Here is a 20,150-nt window from a genome sequence, read left to right on the forward strand (position 1 = left end):
TACCGATGGACATACAGGCCGCGGTGATGCGCGAGGAGGGCGGATCGTTCGAGATAGAGAGCGTGCACCTCGAAGAACCACAGTCGAACGAGGTGCTCGTCCGCGTCGTCGGAGCCGGCGTCTGTCACACGGACATGATCGTCCGCGACCAGATGTACCCGACGCCGCTGCCGGCGGTGCTCGGTCACGAGGGATCCGGCGTCGTCGAGGCGGTGGGTTCGGACGTGACGCGGGTCGAACCCGGCGACCACGTCGTGATGAGCTTCGACTACGACGGGACCTGTCCGAGTTGCCGGGACGGCCACCCCGCGTTCTGTTCGGACTTCTTCGCGCACAACTTCGGCGGATCCCGACCGGAGGACGATACCTCGCCCATCTCGCGGGACGGCGAGACGATCAGCGGTCGCTTCTTCGGGCAGTCCTCGTTCGCGACGCACTCGATAGCGACCGAGCGGAACGTCGTCCCCGTCGAAGACGACGTGCCGCTGGAACTGCTCGGACCGCTCGGGTGCGGTATCCAGACGGGCGCGGGCGGCGTCATCAACTCGCTGAACCCGCAGGCCGGTTCGTCCATCGCCGTCTTCGGCGCCGGCTCCGTCGGGCTGTCGGCCGTCATGGCCGCCGGAATCAAGGGTTGCACCGAAGTCGTCTCCGTCGACCTCAAGCCGAACCGGCTGGAGAAGGCGTCGGAACTCGGCGCGACGGCGACGGTGAACCCCGACGAGGTGGACGACGTGGTCGAGACGGTGCGAGAGGTCGCCGGCGGCGGCGTCGACTACGCGCTGGAGACGACGGGCGTCCCCGCCGTCGCAGAACAGGCCACCGAGACCCTCGCACAGCGGGGAACGCTCGGTATTATCGGTGCACCCGCACTCGGGACCGAGGCCGGCTACGACGTGAACAATCTCATCCTGGGCGGGCGCAGCATCACCGGTATCGTGGAGGGGGATTCCGACCCCCAGCAGTTCATCCCGGACCTCGTCGAACTGTACAGACAGGGACGGTTCCCGTTCGACGAACTCGTCACCTACTACGACTTCGAGGACATCGAACGGGCGGTCGAAGATTCCGAGCGCGGTGACACTATCAAACCTGTCCTCCGGATGAGCGACGCCTGAGCGCGCCGAACCGCGCCGCGAATCCCCTCTTCGACGGCGCACACACGAGAAAACGTTATAATGATGGACAGTCGTTAACGAACTATGTTAGCAGTATCCGACCTCCGGAAGGAGTTCGGCGGATTGGTCGCGGTCGACGACGTGACGTTCGAGATAGGCGACGGGGAGATAGTGGGACTCATCGGCCCGAACGGCGCCGGCAAGACCACCCTTTTCAACAGCATCACCGGCGTCCTCACGCCGGAGGACGGAAGCGGCGTCGAGTTCGACGGAACCGACATCGTCGCGTTGGAGACGCACGACATCGCTCGGAGGGGATTGGTCCGGACGTTCCAGATCGTCCGCGTGTTCGACGAGATGACCGTGTTGGAGAACGTGCTGACGGGCGCGCTGTTCGGCACCGAGGAGTCCATCTCCCGGGAGGAGGCCGAAGAGCGCGCCCGCGACGCGTTGGCGTTCATCGGCCTCTCCGACAAGGCCGACCTGTCGACCGGGAACCTCCCAATCGCGCAGAAAAAACAGCTCGAACTGGCGCGGGCGCTGGCGTCTCGCCCCCGATTACTCCTGTTGGACGAGATAGCGAGCGGACTCACGCCGGGCGAGATAGACGACCTCACCGACACGATTCGCCGTCTTAGAGACGAACGCGACATCTCCGTCTTCTGGATCGAGCACATTATGGACGCCGTGATGAGCGTCGCCGACCGCGTCATCGTGCTGAACAGCGGTCGGAAGTTGGCCGAGGGGACGCCGGAAGAGATACGCAACGACGAATCGGTCGTCGAGGCCTACCTGGGGGACGAAGCATGATCGAAGTCGATGAGATAGACGTCTCCTACGGGTCCATTCAGGTGCTGTGGGACCTGTCGTTTCACATCTCCGAGGAGGACCGCGTCGTCTCCATCGTCGGCCCGAACGGCGCCGGGAAGTCGACGCTCCTGCGCGTCATGTCCGGACTCCACCCCGTCGACGACGGCACCGTGACCGCGTGGGGCGCGGACGTGGCGACGCTCGACCCCTCCGAGGTCGTCAAGCGCGGGTTCGTCCACGTCTCCGAGGAGCGGAACCTCTTCGGCGATATGACCGTCCGGGAAAACCTGGAGATGGGCGCGTACACGCGTCGCGACACCCTCGAAGAGACGATGCGCGAGGTGTTCGAGCTCTTCCCCATCCTCGAAGAGCGCGAGGACCAGCGCGCCGAGTCGATGAGCGGCGGCCAACAGCAGATGCTCGCCATCGGCCGCGGACTGATGGCCAGACCGAAGATTCTGGCCCTCGACGAACCCTCCGAGGGGCTCGCCCCGCAGATAACCAACCGGGTGTTCGAGAAGATAGACGAGATAAGCGAGGAGGTGACCGTGCTGTTGGTCGAACAGCACGTCCACAAAGCGCTCCGACTCGCCGACCGAGCCTACCTCCTGGAGAACGGGGAGTTCGTCACGGAGGACAGCGGCCCGGCGCTGTTGGAGTCCGAGCACGTGAAGGAAGCGTACCTCTGAGACGGGCGGCGTTCGGACGGGTTCCGTTTGTGCCTTCTTCGAGCCGTAAAAGAGAGTGCAGAGAGCGAAGTGAACGGTGCCGCCTCGACGGCCTATCGGCCGCCGTCGGCGTCGGCTTCGGTTCCGCCGCCCCCCCGTTCGCCGGTGAGGCCGGCGTCGTCGAGCACCTCGCGGGCAGAGCGCACCACCCCCCGACGGAAGTAGAGGAACAGCACGATGAGAAGCGCGCCGAAGATGGCCGACTGCCACGACTGGAGGCTCTGTGCGGAACTCAGGAACTCCTCAACGCCGACGACGATGATAGCGCCGACGATGGGGCCGAGCGTGGTCCGCAGACCGCCGACCACGAGGACGATGAGGACGACGACGTCGACGGCGAGGAACGTGAACCCGCCGGGGAGGATGTAGCCGGACTCCCGGGCGAAGAACGCCCCGACGACGCCGATGATGAACGCGGCGACGAACCCCGCGATAGTCTTGTAGCGGACCACGTCGATACCGATTGATTCGGCGGCGATTTCGTCCTCGCGGATGGCGTCGAAGGCGACGCCGTACTTCGAGTGCACCAGCTTGAGGTAGAGACCGAGCGTCGCCACCAAGAGGAGCAACACGAGGTAGTAGAGGACGAGTTTCTCCCCGACGCCGAGGGCGTCGGCGACCACGCCGAGTTCGAAGTACTCGTAGGGGAAGCCGGTCGACCCGCCCGTGAGGTCGCGGGCGCCGACGAACACCTCGCTGAACACGAGTTGGAGGTTCAGCGTGAGGATGGAGATGAGTACGACCGTGAACTTGCGCTTGGCGGAGACGTAGCTGACGAGGAGGCCGATGAGCCCGCAGACGAGCGCCGCGACGGGGAGCGTCACCCACGCCGAGATGGACAGCGCGTCCGCCAGCAGCGCCGTCGTGTAGGCGCCGACGCCCGCCAGTCCGCCCACGAACAGGAACAGTTGGTCGGTGTGGCCGAAGACGATGTTGAGCGCCACGGCGAACAGCGCGACGATCAGCAGGTGCGCGAGCACGCTCTCGTAGTAACTGCTGCCGAGCACCGCCAGCGGGGCGAGCGCGAACAGCACCGCCACGACGGCGACGTTCCGCGCCTCCGTCCCGAGGGAGGGTCTGGCACTCATGATATCGCCTCCGGTCGCGCGAGGAGCACGACGATGGCCGTCACGAACAGGATGATGGTGGCGATGTACGACCCCACGAAGAAGTTGGCGAACTGGTTGACGAGGCCGAGGAGGACGCCGGCGGTGACGGCGCCGACGAGGCTCCTGACGCCGCCCACGATGGAGATGATGAGCGCGAACGTCGTGAACTGGAAGCCGTTCGACACGGCGACGGCCGACCCGGCCGCGAACACCAGACCGCCGAGGCCCGCGACGGCGGCCGAGAGGACGAAGATGAGCGTCCGGATGCGCCGCGGGTTGACGCCGACGAGGCGCGCGCCGCGTTCGTCCTGGAACACCGTGCGGGTGGCCTTCCCGAGGAACGTCCCGCGGAGGAACCCGAACAGAATCGCGAGGACGACGACCCCGACGGCGATGATGATGAGCGACCCGCCGGTGAGCGTCGCGCCGCCGACCGAGACGGTCCCGACGTTCAGCGGGAGCGTGTACCGCGACGGGAAGTAGTTGATGAGGACACCGTCGAGGAACACCGTCAGTCCGAGCGTCGTGAAGATGCCGAGGAGGATGCGCTCTTCGCCCTCCGAGCGGTAGACGAGCGAGAGGATGGTCCGGTCGACGACCAGTCCGAACGCCGCGACGGCGGCGAGCGCAACCGCCGCCGCGACGATGAGACCCATCCCGCTCTCGACGACGACCGTCGCCACGAGCACCGCCATCACGGCGAACGTGCCGATGGCGAGGTTGAGCACCTCTCCCAGCCCGAAGACGAGCGTGATACCGACGCCGAGCAGTGCGAGGAACACGCCGAAGGCGAGGCCGTCGACGGCGACGCCGAGAAGCGTGCTAACCGCCACCATGAGAGACACCTGCGGCGCCGAGCGGACGGTCGACGCCCCCGATACCGAGGGGGTCGAGCGGTGCGTCGACGGCTCCCCGCGTGAGACGCGCGGTCACTGGTCTGCGGGGAGGGCGGGCAGCGCGTCGGTTCGGAACTGCTCCTCGAAGCCGAACTTCCCGTCGGGGAAGTACGACGGCGCCTCCGACGTCAGTTGGCTGTATATCTGCACCTGGTTCTTCAGTTCGCCGTTCTTCGTGTACTCGATGGGATTGGCGAACAGCGTATCGAACTTGATGCTGCGGACGGCGTCTGCGATGGCCGTCGGATCCGCGGACCCGGCGTCCTCGACGGCCTGCGCCAGCATCTTCCCGGAGACGTACCCGTAGGCGCTGTGCGTGTCGAACTGCTCGCCTTGCGCCTCGCCGAACCGCTTGGCGACCTGCGCGAACTCGTCGCTGTAGACGTCCGTGTTGTGGACGTGGGTGAACCCGCCCTTGAAGGCCAAGTCGCCGAGGGCGCCGGCGATGACGCCCGGGGGGAAGCTCGGACCGGTGATGACCTCCGGCGAGTAGCCGAGTTCGTTCATCTGGCTCGCGATGGTGAGAGAGCCCGGCGGGTGGCCCGTCGCGACCATCATCTCGAGGTCCTGCGGGTACTTCCGGATGAACGACTTGAAGTCGCTCGCGCCGACCGGTGCGGCCTGCACGTTCACGTCCACGTCGAAGTGCTGTTGAATCCCCGCCTCGACGGACCGGCCCCACGCGTAGTCGCCGATGATGGCCCCGACTTTCGAGTAACCCGCGTCGGCGACGAGGTTCGCCTGCGCCTGCATCGTCGTGGCCGCCGGGAGGAGCCCCACGCGGAACGTGTACGTCGTGTCGGGCGTGATGGCCTTGTTCGTCCCCGACATGTGCAAGAGCATCGGAACTTCGAGTTCCTGGGCGGTGCGGGCGGTTCGGATACCCACGTCCGAGGAGACGGGACCGACCGTCGCCACCGCGTTCTCCTGTTCGACGAACCGCCTGAAGATGGAGTCGGCCTGCCCGGCGTCGCTCTTCGTGTCCGCCTCTACGATTTTTAGCTGTCGGCCGCCTAAGACGCCGCCGTCGTCGTTCACCTCTTGGACGGCGAACGCCAGACCGGCGCGGTGGGCGTTCCCCCACGGGGTGAACGAGCCCGAGAGCGGCTGGAGCGAGCCGATGACGACCGGATCACCCGAACTCCCGCCGGAACCGCCGCTCTGGCTGGTTCCACCGTCGCTTCCGCCGTCGTCGCCCTCGCTCGTCTCGGACTCGCCGCCGGACCCCGACCCGCCGCCCGAGCACCCCGCGAGGAGTCCGACACCCGCGACACCGCCCGCTTTCAGGAAACTTCGTCGCCGAAACGGTTTTCGTTCAACCATGAGTGTCACAATTATTCACGGAGCATAAATAGCTTTGTAGTGTATTCTCATCTGTGAACATTAGACGCTAACACGTCGTCCGAACGCGACCGGCGTCGGTTCGCCCGCCGCGGACCGCACGACGCGTTCGGGCGTCGAACCGCGACCCGGGACCGAACTCGGCAGTCGGGCGCGGGGAGGCGTGGATTTATGCTCGGCGGCGGAGGTGTCTCCCGTATGCCAGCGGACAAGACGACCAGCATGGCCGAGGCTATCAGCCGAATCGACCCCGGGAGCACCGTCGCGGCAGGGTTGGCGTTGGAACACGCCATCCCGTTCGCGGCCGGTCACGAACTCGCGCGGCAGGGAATCGGCGACTTGACGCTCGTCGGTCCCATCAGCGACGTGCTGTTCGACCAACTCGTGGGTGCGGGTGTAGCGTCTCGCGTCCGGGCGGCGTGGGCCGGGAACGTCAGCGCCGGCAGCGGCTACAACTTCCGACGGGCCGTCGAGGGGGGCGACCTCTCGGTCGAGAACCACTCGAACTTCTCCGTCGCCCTCGCGTTGCAGGCGGCGGCGCTGGGCGTCCCCTACCTGCCGACCCGGTCGCTGCTCGGCAGCGACATCGCCGAGGAACCGCAGTTCCGGGTGACGGAGGACCCCTTCGAGGGCCAGCGTATCGTGCAGGTCCCCGCCATCGCTCCCGATTGGGCGTTCGTCCACGTCCAACGCGCCGCGCCGACGGGCGACGCGCACCTCTGGGGCAACACCGGCGTCACGTACCAGGCCGTCCGGGCCGCCGAACACGTCCTCGTCACGACCGAGGAGGTAGTCGACCTCGACGTGATAAAGAGCGACCCGAGCAGGACGAGAATCACCCGCGAACAGGTCGACGCCGTCGTCGAGGCACCGTTCGGCGCGCACCCCTCGCCGGTGGCCGGGCGGTACAACCGCGACAACGAGTACTTCCTCGCGTACGCCGACGCGACCCGCGACGCCGACGGGTTCGACGCGTGGGCCGACGAGTGGGTGTACGGCGTCAACGGTCGGGAGGAGTATCGCGAGAAGGTGGAACGTGATCTCTCAGTGCAGGAGCCGACGACGGCCGCGGAGGTGACTTATGGCAAGTGAAGCGGACGGCACGGGCGGCGCGGGCGGTTACACCGCCCGCGAGATGATGGTGAGCGCGGCCGCCCGCGAGATAGAGGACGGCGACACGGCGTTCGTCGGGATGCGCCTCCCCCTCATCGCGTTCCAGGTGGCGGTCAGCACCCACGCGCCGAACGCGATGTCGGTCTTCGAGAGCGGCGTCGTCCGCGACGACCCCGCGGACGGCTTCCTGCACACGATGTGCGACCTCCCGAACCTCGACCGGGCCGTCTCGACGACGGGGATGCTCGACGTGATGGGGCGACTCGCCCGCGGCGACATCGACGTGGGCTTTCTCGGCGGCGCCGAGATAGACCGCTACGGGAATCTCAACACGACGCGCGTCCACGCCGGCGACAGGGAGATTCGCCTCCCCGGCAGCGGCGGCGCCTGCGACATCGCCTGCATGTCCGACCGGACGGTCATCCTCATGGCGCACGAACCGCGGCGGTTCGTCGAACGCGTCGAGTACGTCACCAGCCCCGGACACGGCGAGGGCGGCGACTGGCGCGAGGAGCAGTCGGTGCCGGGCGGCGGCCCGTCGGCGCTGGTCACCTCGAAGGCGACGTTCGGGTTCGACGACGGCGAACTCTACTTGCGCACCGTCCACCCCGGCGAGGACGCCGACGCCGTCGCCGCGGACTTCCCCTGGGACCTGCGGACGCGGGAGGACGTGACGGGCGACCCGGTGGGCGAGACGGCCGAACCGACCGATGAGGCGCTCTCGCTCGTCCGCGAGTTCGACCCCGACGGGTTCTGGACGGACGACTGAGCCACAGTCGCCCTCGCGATCGCGTGCGGTTCGGCCGCACGACGCCGTGCGGCCCAGTAGGGAACGTCTCGCGGGGGTGACTATAACACGAAGAATCAGTAGGAACTACTATATCCCTCGCTCCCGCAATTCGTCTTGAGATGCAAGCACGTGTTCCAGCGGAGAAGCTTCCAGACTCGGGTACGGGGCCGGAACTCATCCACGCGGTTCCCGAGGCTCACTATCCCGAGACGGTGAACGTGGTCAGCGAACTGGTCGACAGACACGTCGAGGATGGACACGGGGGCGACCCGGCCATCCGATTCAGCGGGTACGACGACAACCCCGACATCAGCTTCGAGAAGGGGGTCATCTCGTACGCGGACCTGCAGTCGCGGGTGAACCGGTTCGGGAACGCGCTCTCCGATATCGGCGTCGAACCCGGGAGTCGCGTTCTCGTCCGCTTCCCGAACCGCCCGGAGGCCATCGTCGCGTGTCTGGCCGCCCAGAAGATCGGCGCCGTCGCGCTCCCGTCGATGAAGCTCCTCCGAGCGGCCGAACTGAAGAAGATCGTCAACGACGCCGGCGTGAGCCACTGTGTAGTCTACGACGAACTGCTCGAGGAAGTGGAGAAAGCGATGCCGGAGTTGGAGACGCTCGAAGAGGTCGTCGTCGCCGACCGCGGCGCGGGCGTCGAACACGACCACCGCGACTACGACGGACTACTCGACGGCGCCGACGACGACCTCGACGCCTACGAGACCGAGCGCGACGACCTGGCGCTGATGCTGTACACGAGCGGAACCACGGGGGAACCGAAGGGGGCGATCCACACGCACCGGCAGGTGCTGGCGACCGCGGACACGTTCGCGCGCTACTGTCTCGAACCCACCCGCGAGGACGTCTTCGGCGGTAACCCGCCGCTCCCGTTCGCCTACGGATTCGGCGACCTCGTCACCTTCCCGCTCCGGTTCGGCGCGACGACGAGCCTCGTTGAGGACGCGAAACCCGCGGACCTCCTGCAGGCGGTCGAAGACCACGGCATCACCGTCCTCTGTACGGTCCCGACGGCGTTCAACCAGATACTGTCGGCGCACCCGAACGCGGCCGAGGAGTACGACCTCTCGTCGCTCCGAGCGGGCATGAGCGCGGGCGAACCGCTGGCGCCGAGCACGTTCGACGCGTTCAAAGAGGAGTTCGGCGTGACCATCCTCGACGGCATCGGGACGACGGAGATGCTCCACATCTTCATCAGCCACCGGCACACGGACGAGGTAGACCCCACCGCGACCGGGTTCCCGGTGCCGGGCTACGAGTGCAAGGTCATCGACCCCGACACCGAAGAGGAGTTGCCGCGCGGGGAGGCAGGGCTGTTAGCCGTGCGCGGACCGACCGGCATCGCCTACTGGGGCCGGCAGGACAAACAGGAGGAGGCCGTCGTCGACGGCTGGAGCCTCCCGGGGGATATCTACGTCCACCGGAAGGACGGCCGCCTGGAGTACAAATCGCGGCACGACGACCTCATCATCTCCTCGGGGTACAACATCCCCGGCCCGGAGGTGGAGAACGTCCTTCAGGAACTGGAGGCCGTCTCGGAGGTGGCCGTCATCGGTTCGCCGGACGAGGAACGCGGACAGATCGTGAAGGCGTACGTCGTCCTCGAAGCGGGCCACGAACCGAGCGACGACCTCGTTGAGCAGTTCCAGACCCACGTGAAGAACACGCTCGCGCCGTACAAATACCCGCGCGCCGTCGAGTTCGTCGAGAACCTCCCGCGCACCGAGACGGGAAAGATTCAGCGCATCAAACTCCGCGAACAAGAGCAGAGCTGAACGGTCCGAAGTCCGCCCGAAACCGCCGACACCGCCCGTACTGTCGCCCCGCCGTCTCGTCCTCCGTCACCGTCGTCGCTCCCCGTCGCCGTCCCAGACGCGAGCGTTTATCGGGCGGCCGCGAGACGTACCGTTCGTGCCACGCTACTACGAGGACATCGACGTCGACGAAACGCACGACATCGGCGCGTACACCGCAGACCGGACGGAACTCCTGTCGTTCGCCGAGCGGTACGACCCCCAACCCATCCACGTCGACCCGGACGCGGCGGCGGAGACGCTGTACGGCGGAATCATCGCCAGCGGGTGGCACACCGCGAGTTCCTGTATGCGACTGCTGGTGGACGGCTTCCTCGCGGAGACGGCGACGCTGGGGTCGTTCGGACCCGACGAACTCCGCTGGCGGAACCCGGTGTACCCGGGCGATACCGTGCACGTCGAGGTGCGCATCCTCGGAAAGACCGAATCGACCAGTCGGGACGACCGCGGTTACGTCGAATCCGAGGTCGAAGGGACGAACGGCGACGGCGACGAGGTGATATACTGGCGCGCGACGAACATCTTCCTTCGGAAACCGGACAGCGAGACTCGCTCGTGAGTCCGTAGCGGGGATTCGTTTAGGTATTCTTGGTATTAGTTACCGAACCGTAATCGGTCACCCCATCGATTACAGAGGTGTAAACTCGAACGACTCGCCGTTTCGCTGTCCGTTTTGCAAATTCTGTGCGAACATTTATGCGGTATGGGCAGAGACCGTCGTTCGAACGCCCATGGCACGAACGTACACCACGTCCGAAGAGTACCTCCCCGAGGACACGGACGGGGAAATCACCTTGCAGGTGACGGACACGGAATCCCGGGAGATATTCCGGACGCGGGCGCGGGTCTCCCGCGACCCCGACGACCTCTCGGACGCGGTCCCGCTGACGGTCGTCAAGGGGCCGCACGAGAACACACAGGAGCAGTGGTACATCGACTTCATCGAGACGGAGATAGGCGAAGGGCACGTCGACGAGGAACTCCTTCGGGAGTGTCTCCGCGAGGCGCGCGACGGGTCCGACCTGATGAACGCGCGCTCGGAGGAGTTGCGGGCGATGCTCCAGTATCTCGTCCGCGCCGGCGAGTACGACTCGCTCTCCGACGCCGTCCGGTCGCTGCTGTCGGCGCAGCTCTCGCGGGAGTATCCGGAACTGGTCGAGGAGTACGTCGACCTCCGGACCGCACTGGAGCGAGAGTCCGTCGCGGCCGCATTCCGAGGGGAGGACCGGTGAGCGAATCCGACCGACGGGTCGTTTCCGAACCCAGTCTGCGGTCGTATCTCGACGCGCTCGACGCGCGGGGGGAACTCGTCCGGGTGACCGAGGAGTTGTCGTGGGACCTCGAAGCGAGCGCCGTCGCCATGCGCGCCGGCGACCGAGACGGCCCGATACCGCTGTTCGAGCACGTGCGGGGGAGCGACGTCCCCGGCGCGCGGTTGGTCGGCGACCCGTATCGCGGGTCGCAGCGCAGGCCGTGGGACCGCATCGCGACGGCGCTCGGCCTCCCGGCGGACGCGGACAGCGAAGCGTACTACGACGCGATGCTGGATCGGTTGACCGACCCCGTCGACCCGGTGACGGTCGACGCGACGCCCGAGGCCGCGCCGTGCAAGGAGGTGGTCCGAACGGGCGAGGAGGCGCGACTGCTGTCGCTGCCGTGGCCGTACATCCACTCGGGCGACGGCGGGCGCTACTCGAACCTCCACACGCTGGTCGCCCCGGACCCCGACTCCGAGTGGGTCGACTGGTCGACCCACCGGATGATGATACACGACGACCGGCAGAGCAGCGTCCTGTTGCTCGCGGGCGAGCAGACGCCGAACCTCTACTACTACAAGTACGAGCGACGCGACGAACCGATGCCCGCCGCCATCGTCGTCGGCGCCGAACCGGCCGTTCAGTGCACGTCTGTGATGTGGATTCCGACCGGGAGCGACGAGGCGCGGTACGCGGGCGGCCTCCGCGGGGCGCCGGTCGAACTCGTCGAGTGCGAGACAAACGACCTCCGCGTCCCGGCCAACGCGGAACTCGTCGTCGAGGGGCACCTCCTCCCCGAGGAGCGACTCGACGAGGGGCCGTTCGGCGACTACTTCGGCTACATGCACGGCCCCCGACGGTCGATGCCCGCGTTCAGGGTCGACGCCATCACGCACCGCGAGTCGCCCATCATCCCGTTCTGCGTCGAGGGGACGGGCGCGGGCTACACCGAGAACACGACGAGTTCGATGGAGGTGGGCTGTGTCGGTCCGGACGCGACGCTCGGCCTGCGCGCGGCGGGGTTCGACGTGGTCCGCTGCGTGCCGTGGCAGTTCACGCCGCGGACGGCGTACGTGGTGGCGACGGCGACGGACGACCCCGGGACGCTCCACGAACTGGCGAACTTCATCTTCACGACGTGGGGGATGCTCCACATCGACTTCTTCATCTTCGTCGACGCCTGCGTCGACCCTCTAGACACGAGGGAGGTGTTCGAGGCCATCGCCCTGCACGCCGACCCCGACGCCGACTTCCACCAGTTCGGCGTGGAGACGATGCCGAAGGTCCCGCTGAACATCTACCAGACGCCGGACGAGAAGGGCGACGCGCAGACCGGCACCTCGAAGGCGAAGACCGCGAAGGCGTACATCGACGCGACCGGTTCGGAGGGGGCGCGACCGCCGGTCGTCTCCGAGTCGAGTCGGGACCGCGCGCGGGAACTGCTCGCGACGGCCGGCGTCGCGGCGACGCCCCGGCGGGAGACGGACCGCGCGGCTGACGCTTCGGACTCGGAGGGCGAGCGCTGATGGAGTTCCGAGAGACCGTCGACGCGTTGGCGGCGGCCGAGGACCTCCTGACGGTCGACGAACCGGTCGAGGACCCCGACCTCGCGTTCGCCGTCGCGGCCGAGAGCGCGCGGTCGAACGGCCCCGCGATGTTGCTGACGGACGTGCCGGGCGTCGGACGACTCGCCTGCGGCGTGCGGGGCGGCCCCGACCGGATGGTCCGACGGCGACGGCTACCGTGGAGCCGAATCGCGCTCGGACTCGGTCTGCCGGGCGACGCGACGTACGAGACGATGCTCGACGTGCTGTCGACCGCTCCGGAGGAGCGTCCATCGTTGCGGCGTCGCGCCGCCGCGGCGAGCGGGCACGAGCGGGACGCTTCGGCGCTCTGTCTGCCGACGGTGTCGTCGAGCGACCGACCGCTCGTCTCCGAAGGGCTGCTCGCGGTCGAAGTCGACGGGCGGCAGTTCTGGGCGCCCGTTCGCGGCGACGTCCGCGGGCGGACGACGCTCCGCCTCCACGTCCCGGACACCGTCGCGAGCCGCGTCGAACCGGGGTCGGCCACGGTGGCGCTGGGCGTGCCGACGGCGGCGCTGATGGCCGCGCACCTCTCGTGCGCCCGGACGCACCCGTGGCGAGCGTGGACCGCGCCGGAGATAGCCGCCGCCCTGGACGACGTCCCCGTCGCGCCGCACGCCGGCGGCCTCGTCCCGGCCAGCGCGGAAGTCGTCCTCGATGGAACGGTCGCTCCCGCCGACGAACCGGCCGCCGGACCCCGGGCGGCGTGGGAGAGCGTCGCGGACGCCGCGGCGGTGACCGTCTCGGTCGACCGCGTGGCGACCCGGTCGGACCCGCTCGTCCCCCTCGCCCCGGTCGGCGAACCGCTCGGGGACGACATCCACCAGACGAGCCTCGTCGAGGGCGCGCGCCTCCAAGCCCGCGTGAACGGCTACTGGGGCGTCTCGCCGGTCAGTTGGATCGGCCTGCCGGTCGAGGCGCAGCTCGGCGTCTGCTTCGTCGCGAGCGAGATACTGTACGCCGGGTTCGAGTGGCAGTTGGCGAACACGCTGTTCTCCTTCGCCACGTCGTTCGACAAGGTCGTCGTTCTCGACGCGGACGCGGCGTTCGAAGACCTCGCGCGGGCGCTGGACGACATCTGGGTGAAGGCGCATCCCTCGCACGACTGGGTGTTCAGCGAGGCGGCCGCGCCCGCGGCGGCCGCGCCGGCGTACCGGCGGGACGGACAGACGGGGTCGAGGCTGTTCGTCAACGCCGCGTGGGACCCCCGCTGGGACGAGGAGTTCATCGCGCCGGAGGTGAACTTCGAGTTGATGTACCCCCCGGAGGTTCGGCGGACGGTCGAAGAGCGGTGGGCGGAGTTGGGGTTCGACGGTGACGACGCGGAGGAACGAAGCGACGACGAAGGAGGGGAGGACAGCGGTGACTGAACCGCACCGAATCGCCGTCAACGAGGGTTCGCCCGAGGGGTCCAACAGCGCCTACGTGCTCCCGGACCGCGGCGTGGTGGTCGACCCCGGGCCGCCCGGCGACGACGACTTCGAGCGGTTGCGGGCGGGCATCGAGGCGGCCGGACTCGCCTCAACCGACGTGGAGCACGTCGTCCTCACGCACTGGCACGCCGACCACGTCGGTCTGGCCCCGCGACTCGCCGACGCGGCCGACGCGACGATTCACATGCACTGGCGGGACGCGCCGTTGCTCGCGGAGTACCGCGAGGCGCGGCGACGACGGACGCGCCGGGACGCGGCGGTGCTCGCTCGGTGGGGCGTCCCCGCAGAGCGCATCGAGGAGGTGCGAAAGCGAGACGCTCCCTCGGCGCTTCCCGACCGGACCCCGGTCGTCGCCCACGAGGGCGGCGACGCCGTCGCCGGCGGCGAACTCCTGCACACGCCGGGACACACCGAGGGGCACCTCGCCTTCAGGTGCGACGGCGCCCTGTTCGTCGGTGACACCGTCCTGCCGACGTACACGCCGAACGTCGGCGGGAGCGACACCCGCGCGGAGAATCCCCTCCCCGACTATCTCCGGACGCTCCGACGGTTACTCCGGCACGACGGCGAGTGCTACCCGGGCCACGGCGAGGGTCTGTCGCTCCCGGAGCGCGTCGAGACGATTCGGGCGCACCACCGAGAGCGGGCCGAACGCGTCGCGGAACGCGTGGACGGGCGGGGCGAGGGGACGCCGTGGGAGATTGCGGTCGACCTGTTCGGCGAGATGCGGGGCGTCCACGTCAAGTTCGGCGCCGGAGAGGCGGCCGCACACCTCAGAGCGCTGGCCGCGGAGTCCGCCGTCTCGCGCGTCGGGTCCGACCCCGAACGCTACGCTCTCGACGGTTCCTCGGACGGAGCGGTTCCCGCATCGCTCTTCGAGTGACCGCGGTCCCGTTTTCAGCTAGTCGCTCCATCCGACCCCGAGTTCGCCTGCAGTCGTCCGTTTACAATATTGTCAACATCTCGACCGTCCACTCGTCGAGCGCGTCCGGCGAACGTTATCCGTTACATCGTTAGATTCGTTCGTTATTTTTTCGCTCCCCGCACCACATCACCCCGACAGGGAGGGACCGAACGTTCATGAATCTTCACCGTCGAGTTCGCAGATTCCGTAAGCAGATTTGTAAACAGCGAATTGAAACGCGTCTCGGTTGGGGTCGAAGACCGGCGGAGAAGAAGACGGAAAGCGAGGTTACGGACCGGAGTTCGATTCGAGTTTCAGGTCCGACCGCGCCCGCGCGACGCACGTGAGCACGTACCCCTCCTCTTTCTCGCTCCCGGAGAGGAACATCCCCTCCGTCTGCTCGACGTCGCCGTCGACGACGCGGATGGCGCTACAGACGCCGCAGACGCCCATCCGGCACTGATAGGGGAGGTCAAGGCCGGCCTCCTCGGCCGCTTCGAGAATCGGCTGATCCGCGGGCACCTCGATAGTGCGTCCCTCGTTCACGAATTCCACCTCGTACGTTTCTGTCATCATTCCACCTGTCGCTCGTACACGTGTTCGACCGGAGAGAACCCCATTCGTTCGTACGCCTTCCGGCCTTGGTCGTCCCCTTCGATGACGTCGACGCGACAGAAGGAGATATCGCGGTCGGACTCCGCGAACCAGTCGACGGCGGCCTCGACGAGGGCGTCGCCGACGCCTTCGTCGCGGTACGATTCGGCCACGTAGTGGCCGTTGATGTAGCCGTGGTCGGAGAGGCGGAAGATGGGGTGGTCGCCCGTGAGTCGGGCCTCGATGACGCCGACGATGTCGTCGTCCGCAACGGCGATGAACACCGCGCCGTACTTCGAGTCGACGAGTTGGTTCTCGAAGTACTGGAGCCACCGGTCGTCGGCGTCCTCTTTGTGTTGATACCGCTCGTCGTACTCCGAGAGATGCTCGGTGAAACCGTGCCAGAGGTCGAGCAGGGCCGGTCCGTCCTCGGTGGTCGCCCGCCGGATTTCAACGTCCATGTCAACCCATGCGGACCCGCGAGCAAAAAGGTGTATCGGAGGGGTGGGGTGCCGTCCGTCGTTCGAGACTCGCGTGATGCAAACAATTAATAGGAGTGGACGGGAAGATGAGACACGAGTATGGTGACCGACAAGAAGCTAAAGCAGCAGCTGCAAGACGGGAAGATGATAGAGTCCGAGGCGGAGATGACCGAGGACTACAAGAAGGCGCTGACGCAGACGCTCCTCGTGTCCGGGGACACCGAACTGATANACGGCAACGAGAGACACGAGCATGGTGACCGATAAGAAGCTAAAGCAGCAGCTGCAAGACGGGAAGATGATAGAGTCCGAGGCGGAGATGACCGAGGACTACAAGAAGGCGCTGACGCAGACGCTCCTCGTGTCCGGGGACACCGAACTGATGAGCGCCCCCGCCTACTACGGCCCGTCGTTGAACGCGCCGAGCGTCAACGCGCGCGCCTCCTGCATCAGCGTCATCCAGGACGAACTCGGTCACGGCCACATCGCGTACCGACTGCTCGAGGACCTGGGGTACGACCGCGAGTACCTCATCCACGGGCGCGAACCGCACGAGTTCCGCAACACGTATGGCTTCGACCAGCACCTCGACAACTTCGCGGAGTTGGTGACCGCCCACGGTCTGTGGGACCGCGCGGGCATCGCCCTGCTCTCGGACATCCACGAGAACACCTCCTACGCCCCGTGGAAGCGGGCGCTGACGAAAGTCGGGAAGGAAGAGCAGTTCCACCTCCGCCACGGCGAGACGTGGATGCGCCGCCTCTCCAACAAGAACGACAAGACGAAACAGAAGGTACAGGACGCCGTTGACTGGATGTTCCCCATCGCCCTGGAGTGGTTCGGACTGCCGGACGACAAGAAGAAGCACGACGACCAACTCGCCTACCGCATCAAGGGCCTGAGCAACGACGAACTCCGGCAGAAGTGGATGGACAGCGCCGTCCCCGTCTGCAACCAGATGGACATCGACGTGCCCGCCCACTACGACGAGGAAGCCGACGAGTACGTCGTCGAGTACGAGATGCCGGCGCACTTCGAACCGGAGACGAAGACGTGGCACTTCGAGGAGAACACCACGTGGGACGACGTCATCGACCGCTGGCGCTCCCGCGGCCCGGCCAACGAAAAGTACGTGAACCTCCTGCAGTCGAGCCAACTGGACCCCGTCTCAGCATGAGCATCCAACAACAGACCGATACGACGCCGTTCGGACCGACCGAGGACGCCACCGCCTTCGAAGAGGAGATATGGGCGAACCTCGACGAGATTCCCGACCCGCACATCCCGGTGAGCCTCGTCGAGATGGCGATGATATACGACGTGCACGTCGAGCAGAACGCCGACGGGGCGGACGTACGCGTCGAGATGACGTTCCCCTGTATGGGCTGTCCCGCGTACGATATGATACTCGACGACATCCGCGGTTGTCTACGGACGATGGCCGGCGTCGACGACGTGGAGGTCGACGTGGTGTGGACCCCCCTCTGGGAGAAGAGCATGCTGACGCAGGACGTCCGAGAGAAGATGCGGGAGTCCGGTATCGCGCTATGAAGTACGAGGTGTTCGCTCGCATCAACGCCGGAGACGAACTCATCAACGTCGGCAACGTCGACGCCGAGAACGACCGACTCGCCAAGGTGTACGCCTACCGGACGTTCGACGAGGAGGACTGGGACCGACTCGTCGTCGTCCGACGCGAGCACATGGTCGAGGCCACCAACGTCGGTAACATGCCGGACACGCCGGGTGATGCCGCGTGAGCGAGTGGTCCGACGAGGCGGTCGACTACGTGCAGTCCATCGCCGACACGAAACTCGTGCTGTCGCAGCGGTACGCCGAGTGGATGTTCTCGGGNTGGTCCGACGAGGCGGTCGACTACGTGCAGTCCATCGCCGACACGAAACTCGTGCTGTCGCAGCGGTACGCCGAGTGGATGTTCTCGGGACCGGTGCTCGAAGACGACATCGCCGGCGCGAGCGCCGCGCAGGACGAACTCGGGCACGTCCGCCAACTGTTCCGACTCCTCGGCCAGCAGGGGTGCGAGGACGACTGGCTCGAAGGCGACCGGACGGCCGCCGAGTTCTCGAACGCGGCGACGGTCGACGAACGGCCCGAGTCGTGGGTCGAGTTCGTCGTGCGCATCGGCCTGACCGAACGCGCCGCGTGGTACCTCATCGACGCGATAGACCACGAGGACTTCGAGGGNTCGTGGGTCGAGTTCGTCGTGCGCATCGGCCTGACCGAACGCGCCGCGTGGTACCTCATCGACGCGATAGACCACGAGGACTTCGAGGGCCTCGGCACCCGCATCGGGCAGGACGAGTTCTTCCACCTGGAGTTTCTCGACGGCCGGTTGGAGACGATGGGAGACGAGCGGACCGAGCAGGTGGTCGCGGCGCTCGAAGACGCGCTCCCGAAGGTGCTCGCCTTCCTCGGGCCCGCCGCGTACGACGAGGAGACGGACCCCCTCGTCGCGTCCGGCTTCACCGACCGGTCGGCGTCGGCTCTGCGCACGGCGTTCGTCGACCACCTCGAGGAGGTATTCGAGGGAACGGCCGTCGACGTCGACGGCCTCGACGTGGATTGGGACGCCCCCGAACCCGAGGAGTGGGACGAGCGCCGCCGCCGGACGGGCGACGGCACCATCTCCGAGGGGGACGTGGAATCGCTCAGCGGCGTCCAGAACGCCGAGTTCAGGATGGACTGACCATGTCCGCGACGCACCCCGAGTGCCCGTTCTGCGGGTCGACGGACACCGAACGGCACTCGCAGTTCGGGTCCGAGGTCTCGAAGAGTCAGTACTACTGCAACGGCTGTCACACCGTCTTCGAGCGTATCAAATACGACGGCGAGGTCGCGGACTCGGGTCGGTAGAGAGGCGACTTGCAGGAGAGGCAATATCGCGGCGTTAGCGGCTGTACTAGCCGTATTATCGGTTTTACGTGTCGGTAACTATTTATACTGTCCTATGGATGTAGGAGTCGTATGGAGACCTTCGCAGAACTCGAGCTAGAGAACTTCGAGACGGAACAGGACGATCACGTCGGTATCGTTCGGCTGAACAAGCCGCCCGCGAACGCCCACGACGCCGAGATGGTGCTGGAGTTCCAGAAGATGGTCGAGACCATCCGCTTCGACGAGACGGTTCGCGCCGCGGTGCTGAGCAGTACCAGTGACAAGTTCTTCTCGTCGGGGTACGACATCCAAGCGCTGCAGGACGAGAGCCCCGAGCACATCGGCTACGCGAGTCAGACCAGCAAGGAGTCCATCCTGAAGATGCGCTCGACCGACACCATCTTCATCGCGGCCGTCGACGGCCACTGCATGGGCGGCGGTCTGGAGTTCGCGCTCGCGACGGACATCCGCTACTGCGGCGACGACGACGGCTACAACCTCGGCGTCCCCGAGGTGAAACTCGGCCTCATCCCCGGCGAGGCGGGGACGCAACTGCTCCCGCGCTACGTCGGCCGGTCGAAGGCGCTCAAGATGATGCTCTCCGACGAGCGACTCAACCCGAGCGAGGCGGCCGACGCCGGCATCATCGACGAACTGGTCGAACCCGGGACCGCCGAGGAGGAGGCCGTCGNGAGGCGGCCGACGCCGGCATCATCGACGAACTGGTCGAACCCGGGACCGCCGAGGAGGAGGCCGTCGCGTTCGCGAAAGAGGTCGCGAGCCTCCCCAACAAGGCCGTCGGGCACATCAAAGTCGCCATCAACGAGGGGATGGAGATGTCGCTGTACGACGCGCTGGCGCACGAGCGGGAACTGCAGAACCAGTTGTTCGACACCGAGGGTGCGAAGGAGGGAATCAGCGCGTTCCTCGAAAAGCGCGAACCGGACTTCATCAAGGCCGAACTCGGCGACGACGCCGTCACGAACGACGACGACTGAACCGACGGCGGTTCGAGTCGAACGAGACGGCATCCGTCCGAGTCCGACTCCGAACTTCGGCCGTTCGAGTTCTATTTTTACGGTATCGGTTCGACCCGAGAGCGCCGCGGCCTCGGCGGGAGTCCCGCGGACGCCTCAGAGGTCGAGCGTCTCGCGGGCGATGGTCGTCCGCTGAATTTCGGAGGTGCCGCCGATGAGACTGAGGATGCGCGCGTCGCGGTAGTAGCGTTCGAGCGGCAGGTCCGTCCGGTAGCCCTTGCCGCCGTACACC

The 20,150-nt window shown here is 66.9% G+C and carries 23 protein-coding genes and 1 pseudogene; 18 read left to right on the top strand and 6 right to left on the bottom strand.

Features of this window, described 5'->3' with window-relative positions:
• Positions 1–5 precede the first annotated feature (5 nt).
• The 3 genes from C474_RS16260 to C474_RS16270 all read left to right on the top strand — a co-directional run bounded on the left by C474_RS16260 (position 6) and on the right by C474_RS16270 (position 2,617).
• Entirely contained in the window at positions 6–1,118 is a 1,113-nt protein-coding gene (locus C474_RS16260) for an NAD(P)-dependent alcohol dehydrogenase (RefSeq protein ID WP_008388768.1), read from the top strand.
• 84 nt (positions 1,119–1,202) lie between these two features.
• A complete protein-coding gene (locus C474_RS16265) occupies positions 1,203–1,928 on the top strand; it encodes an ABC transporter ATP-binding protein (protein ID WP_008388770.1) in 726 nt (241 codons plus the stop codon).
• Positions 1,925–2,617, top strand: coding sequence for an ABC transporter ATP-binding protein (locus C474_RS16270; RefSeq protein ID WP_008388772.1), 693 nt, complete (start codon positions 1,925–1,927; stop codon positions 2,615–2,617). Before C474_RS16265 ends, C474_RS16270 begins: the two co-directional genes overlap by 4 nt.
• Before the next feature lie 92 nt (positions 2,618–2,709).
• On the opposite strand, the gene C474_RS16275 is transcribed toward C474_RS16270, so the two are convergent.
• The 3 genes from C474_RS16275 to C474_RS16285 all read right to left on the bottom strand — a co-directional run bounded on the left by C474_RS16275 (position 2,710) and on the right by C474_RS16285 (position 5,984).
• Positions 2,710–3,744, bottom strand: a complete 1,035-nt coding sequence (locus tag C474_RS16275) for a branched-chain amino acid ABC transporter permease (RefSeq protein WP_008388774.1) — start codon at positions 3,742–3,744, stop codon at positions 2,710–2,712.
• On the bottom strand, positions 3,741–4,601 hold the full coding sequence (locus tag C474_RS16280) for a branched-chain amino acid ABC transporter permease (protein WP_008388775.1): 861 nt from the start codon (positions 4,599–4,601) through the stop codon (positions 3,741–3,743). Before C474_RS16280 ends, C474_RS16275 begins: the two co-directional genes overlap by 4 nt.
• 93 nt (positions 4,602–4,694) lie before the next feature.
• Positions 4,695–5,984 carry an ABC transporter substrate-binding protein gene (locus C474_RS16285; protein WP_008388777.1) on the bottom strand — a complete coding sequence of 430 codons (1,290 nt, stop codon included), beginning with the start codon at positions 5,982–5,984 and terminating at the stop codon, positions 4,695–4,697.
• 216 nt (positions 5,985–6,200) lie between these two features.
• Here C474_RS16285 and C474_RS16290 point away from each other — a divergent pair, with 216 nt between their 5' ends.
• The 8 genes from C474_RS16290 to C474_RS16325 all read left to right on the top strand — a co-directional run bounded on the left by C474_RS16290 (position 6,201) and on the right by C474_RS16325 (position 14,889).
• Positions 6,201–7,094 carry a CoA transferase subunit A gene (locus C474_RS16290; RefSeq protein ID WP_204366102.1) on the top strand — a complete coding sequence of 298 codons (894 nt, stop codon included), beginning with the start codon at positions 6,201–6,203 and terminating at the stop codon, positions 7,092–7,094.
• On the top strand, positions 7,084–7,884 hold the full coding sequence (locus C474_RS16295; RefSeq protein WP_008388782.1) for a CoA-transferase subunit beta: 801 nt from the start codon (positions 7,084–7,086) through the stop codon (positions 7,882–7,884). The genes C474_RS16290 and C474_RS16295 overlap by 11 nt, the downstream gene beginning before the upstream one ends.
• 140 nt (positions 7,885–8,024) lie before the next feature.
• Positions 8,025–9,695: an acyl-CoA synthetase gene (locus C474_RS16300; protein WP_008388783.1), complete on the top strand. Its 1,671-nt coding sequence runs from the start codon at positions 8,025–8,027 to the stop codon at positions 9,693–9,695.
• A gap of 136 nt (positions 9,696–9,831) precedes the next feature.
• Positions 9,832–10,293, top strand: a complete 462-nt coding sequence (locus C474_RS16305) for a MaoC family dehydratase (RefSeq protein ID WP_008388785.1) — start codon at positions 9,832–9,834, stop codon at positions 10,291–10,293.
• 172 nt (positions 10,294–10,465) lie between these two features.
• Positions 10,466–10,966 (top strand): hypothetical protein, encoded by a 501-nt coding sequence (locus C474_RS16310; RefSeq protein ID WP_008388788.1) that lies wholly within the window; start codon positions 10,466–10,468, stop codon positions 10,964–10,966.
• Positions 10,963–12,516 carry a UbiD family decarboxylase gene (locus tag C474_RS16315; protein ID WP_008388789.1) on the top strand — a complete coding sequence of 518 codons (1,554 nt, stop codon included), beginning with the start codon at positions 10,963–10,965 and terminating at the stop codon, positions 12,514–12,516. Before C474_RS16310 ends, C474_RS16315 begins: the two co-directional genes overlap by 4 nt.
• Entirely contained in the window at positions 12,516–13,943 is a 1,428-nt protein-coding gene (locus C474_RS16320) for a UbiD family decarboxylase domain-containing protein (protein ID WP_008388790.1), read from the top strand. The genes C474_RS16315 and C474_RS16320 overlap by 1 nt, the downstream gene beginning before the upstream one ends.
• Positions 13,936–14,889 (top strand): MBL fold metallo-hydrolase, encoded by a 954-nt coding sequence (locus C474_RS16325; protein ID WP_008388793.1) that lies wholly within the window; start codon positions 13,936–13,938, stop codon positions 14,887–14,889. Before C474_RS16320 ends, C474_RS16325 begins: the two co-directional genes overlap by 8 nt.
• Positions 14,890–15,198: 309 nt before the next feature.
• Here the strand turns inward: C474_RS16325 and C474_RS16330 are convergent, their stop codons facing one another.
• Both C474_RS16330 and C474_RS16335 read right to left on the bottom strand, forming a co-directional pair.
• Entirely contained in the window at positions 15,199–15,483 is a 285-nt protein-coding gene (locus tag C474_RS16330; RefSeq protein ID WP_049917116.1) for a 2Fe-2S iron-sulfur cluster-binding protein, read from the bottom strand.
• Positions 15,483–15,965, bottom strand: coding sequence for a GNAT family N-acetyltransferase (locus tag C474_RS16335; RefSeq protein WP_008388797.1), 483 nt, complete (start codon positions 15,963–15,965; stop codon positions 15,483–15,485). The genes C474_RS16330 and C474_RS16335 overlap by 1 nt, the downstream gene beginning before the upstream one ends.
• A 274-nt stretch (positions 15,966–16,239) precedes the next feature.
• Here C474_RS16335 and C474_RS16340 point away from each other — a divergent pair, with 274 nt between their 5' ends.
• The 7 genes and pseudogenes from C474_RS16340 to C474_RS23625 all read left to right on the top strand — a co-directional run bounded on the left by C474_RS16340 (position 16,240) and on the right by C474_RS23625 (position 19,879).
• Complete coding sequence (locus tag C474_RS16340; RefSeq protein ID WP_049917117.1) at positions 16,240–17,163, top strand: Phenylacetic acid catabolic protein; 924 nt, start codon at positions 16,240–16,242, stop codon at positions 17,161–17,163.
• Positions 17,160–17,537, top strand: coding sequence for a metal-sulfur cluster assembly factor (locus C474_RS16345; RefSeq protein WP_008388803.1), 378 nt, complete (start codon positions 17,160–17,162; stop codon positions 17,535–17,537). Before C474_RS16340 ends, C474_RS16345 begins: the two co-directional genes overlap by 4 nt.
• On the top strand, positions 17,534–17,746 hold the full coding sequence (locus tag C474_RS16350; protein ID WP_008388805.1) for a hypothetical protein: 213 nt from the start codon (positions 17,534–17,536) through the stop codon (positions 17,744–17,746). Before C474_RS16345 ends, C474_RS16350 begins: the two co-directional genes overlap by 4 nt.
• An 83-nt stretch (positions 17,747–17,829) precedes the next feature.
• Positions 17,830–18,693: a Phenylacetic acid catabolic protein gene (locus tag C474_RS16355; protein ID WP_085944958.1), complete on the top strand. Its 864-nt coding sequence runs from the start codon at positions 17,830–17,832 to the stop codon at positions 18,691–18,693.
• Between the two features lie 2 nt (positions 18,694–18,695).
• Positions 18,696–18,860: a PaaD-like zinc ribbon domain-containing protein gene (locus C474_RS22700; RefSeq protein WP_008388807.1), complete on the top strand. Its 165-nt coding sequence runs from the start codon at positions 18,696–18,698 to the stop codon at positions 18,858–18,860.
• A gap of 219 nt (positions 18,861–19,079) precedes the next feature.
• Positions 19,080–19,487: pseudogene (locus tag C474_RS23620) on the top strand (enoyl-CoA hydratase/isomerase family protein); the annotation flags it as partial.
• A 116-nt stretch (positions 19,488–19,603) separates the two neighbouring features.
• Positions 19,604–19,879: an enoyl-CoA hydratase/isomerase family protein gene (locus C474_RS23625; protein WP_394295427.1), complete on the top strand. Its 276-nt coding sequence runs from the start codon at positions 19,604–19,606 to the stop codon at positions 19,877–19,879.
• Positions 19,880–20,014: 135 nt separating this feature from the next.
• On the opposite strand, the gene C474_RS21760 is transcribed toward C474_RS23625, so the two are convergent.
• Positions 20,015–20,150: acyl-CoA dehydrogenase family protein (locus C474_RS21760; protein WP_394295428.1), on the bottom strand; the 136-nt coding region annotated here is incomplete at its 5' end.

Source organism: Halogeometricum pallidum JCM 14848 (genome assembly GCF_000337095.1).
GTDB classification, from domain to species: domain Archaea; phylum Halobacteriota; class Halobacteria; order Halobacteriales; family Haloferacaceae; genus Halogeometricum; species Halogeometricum pallidum.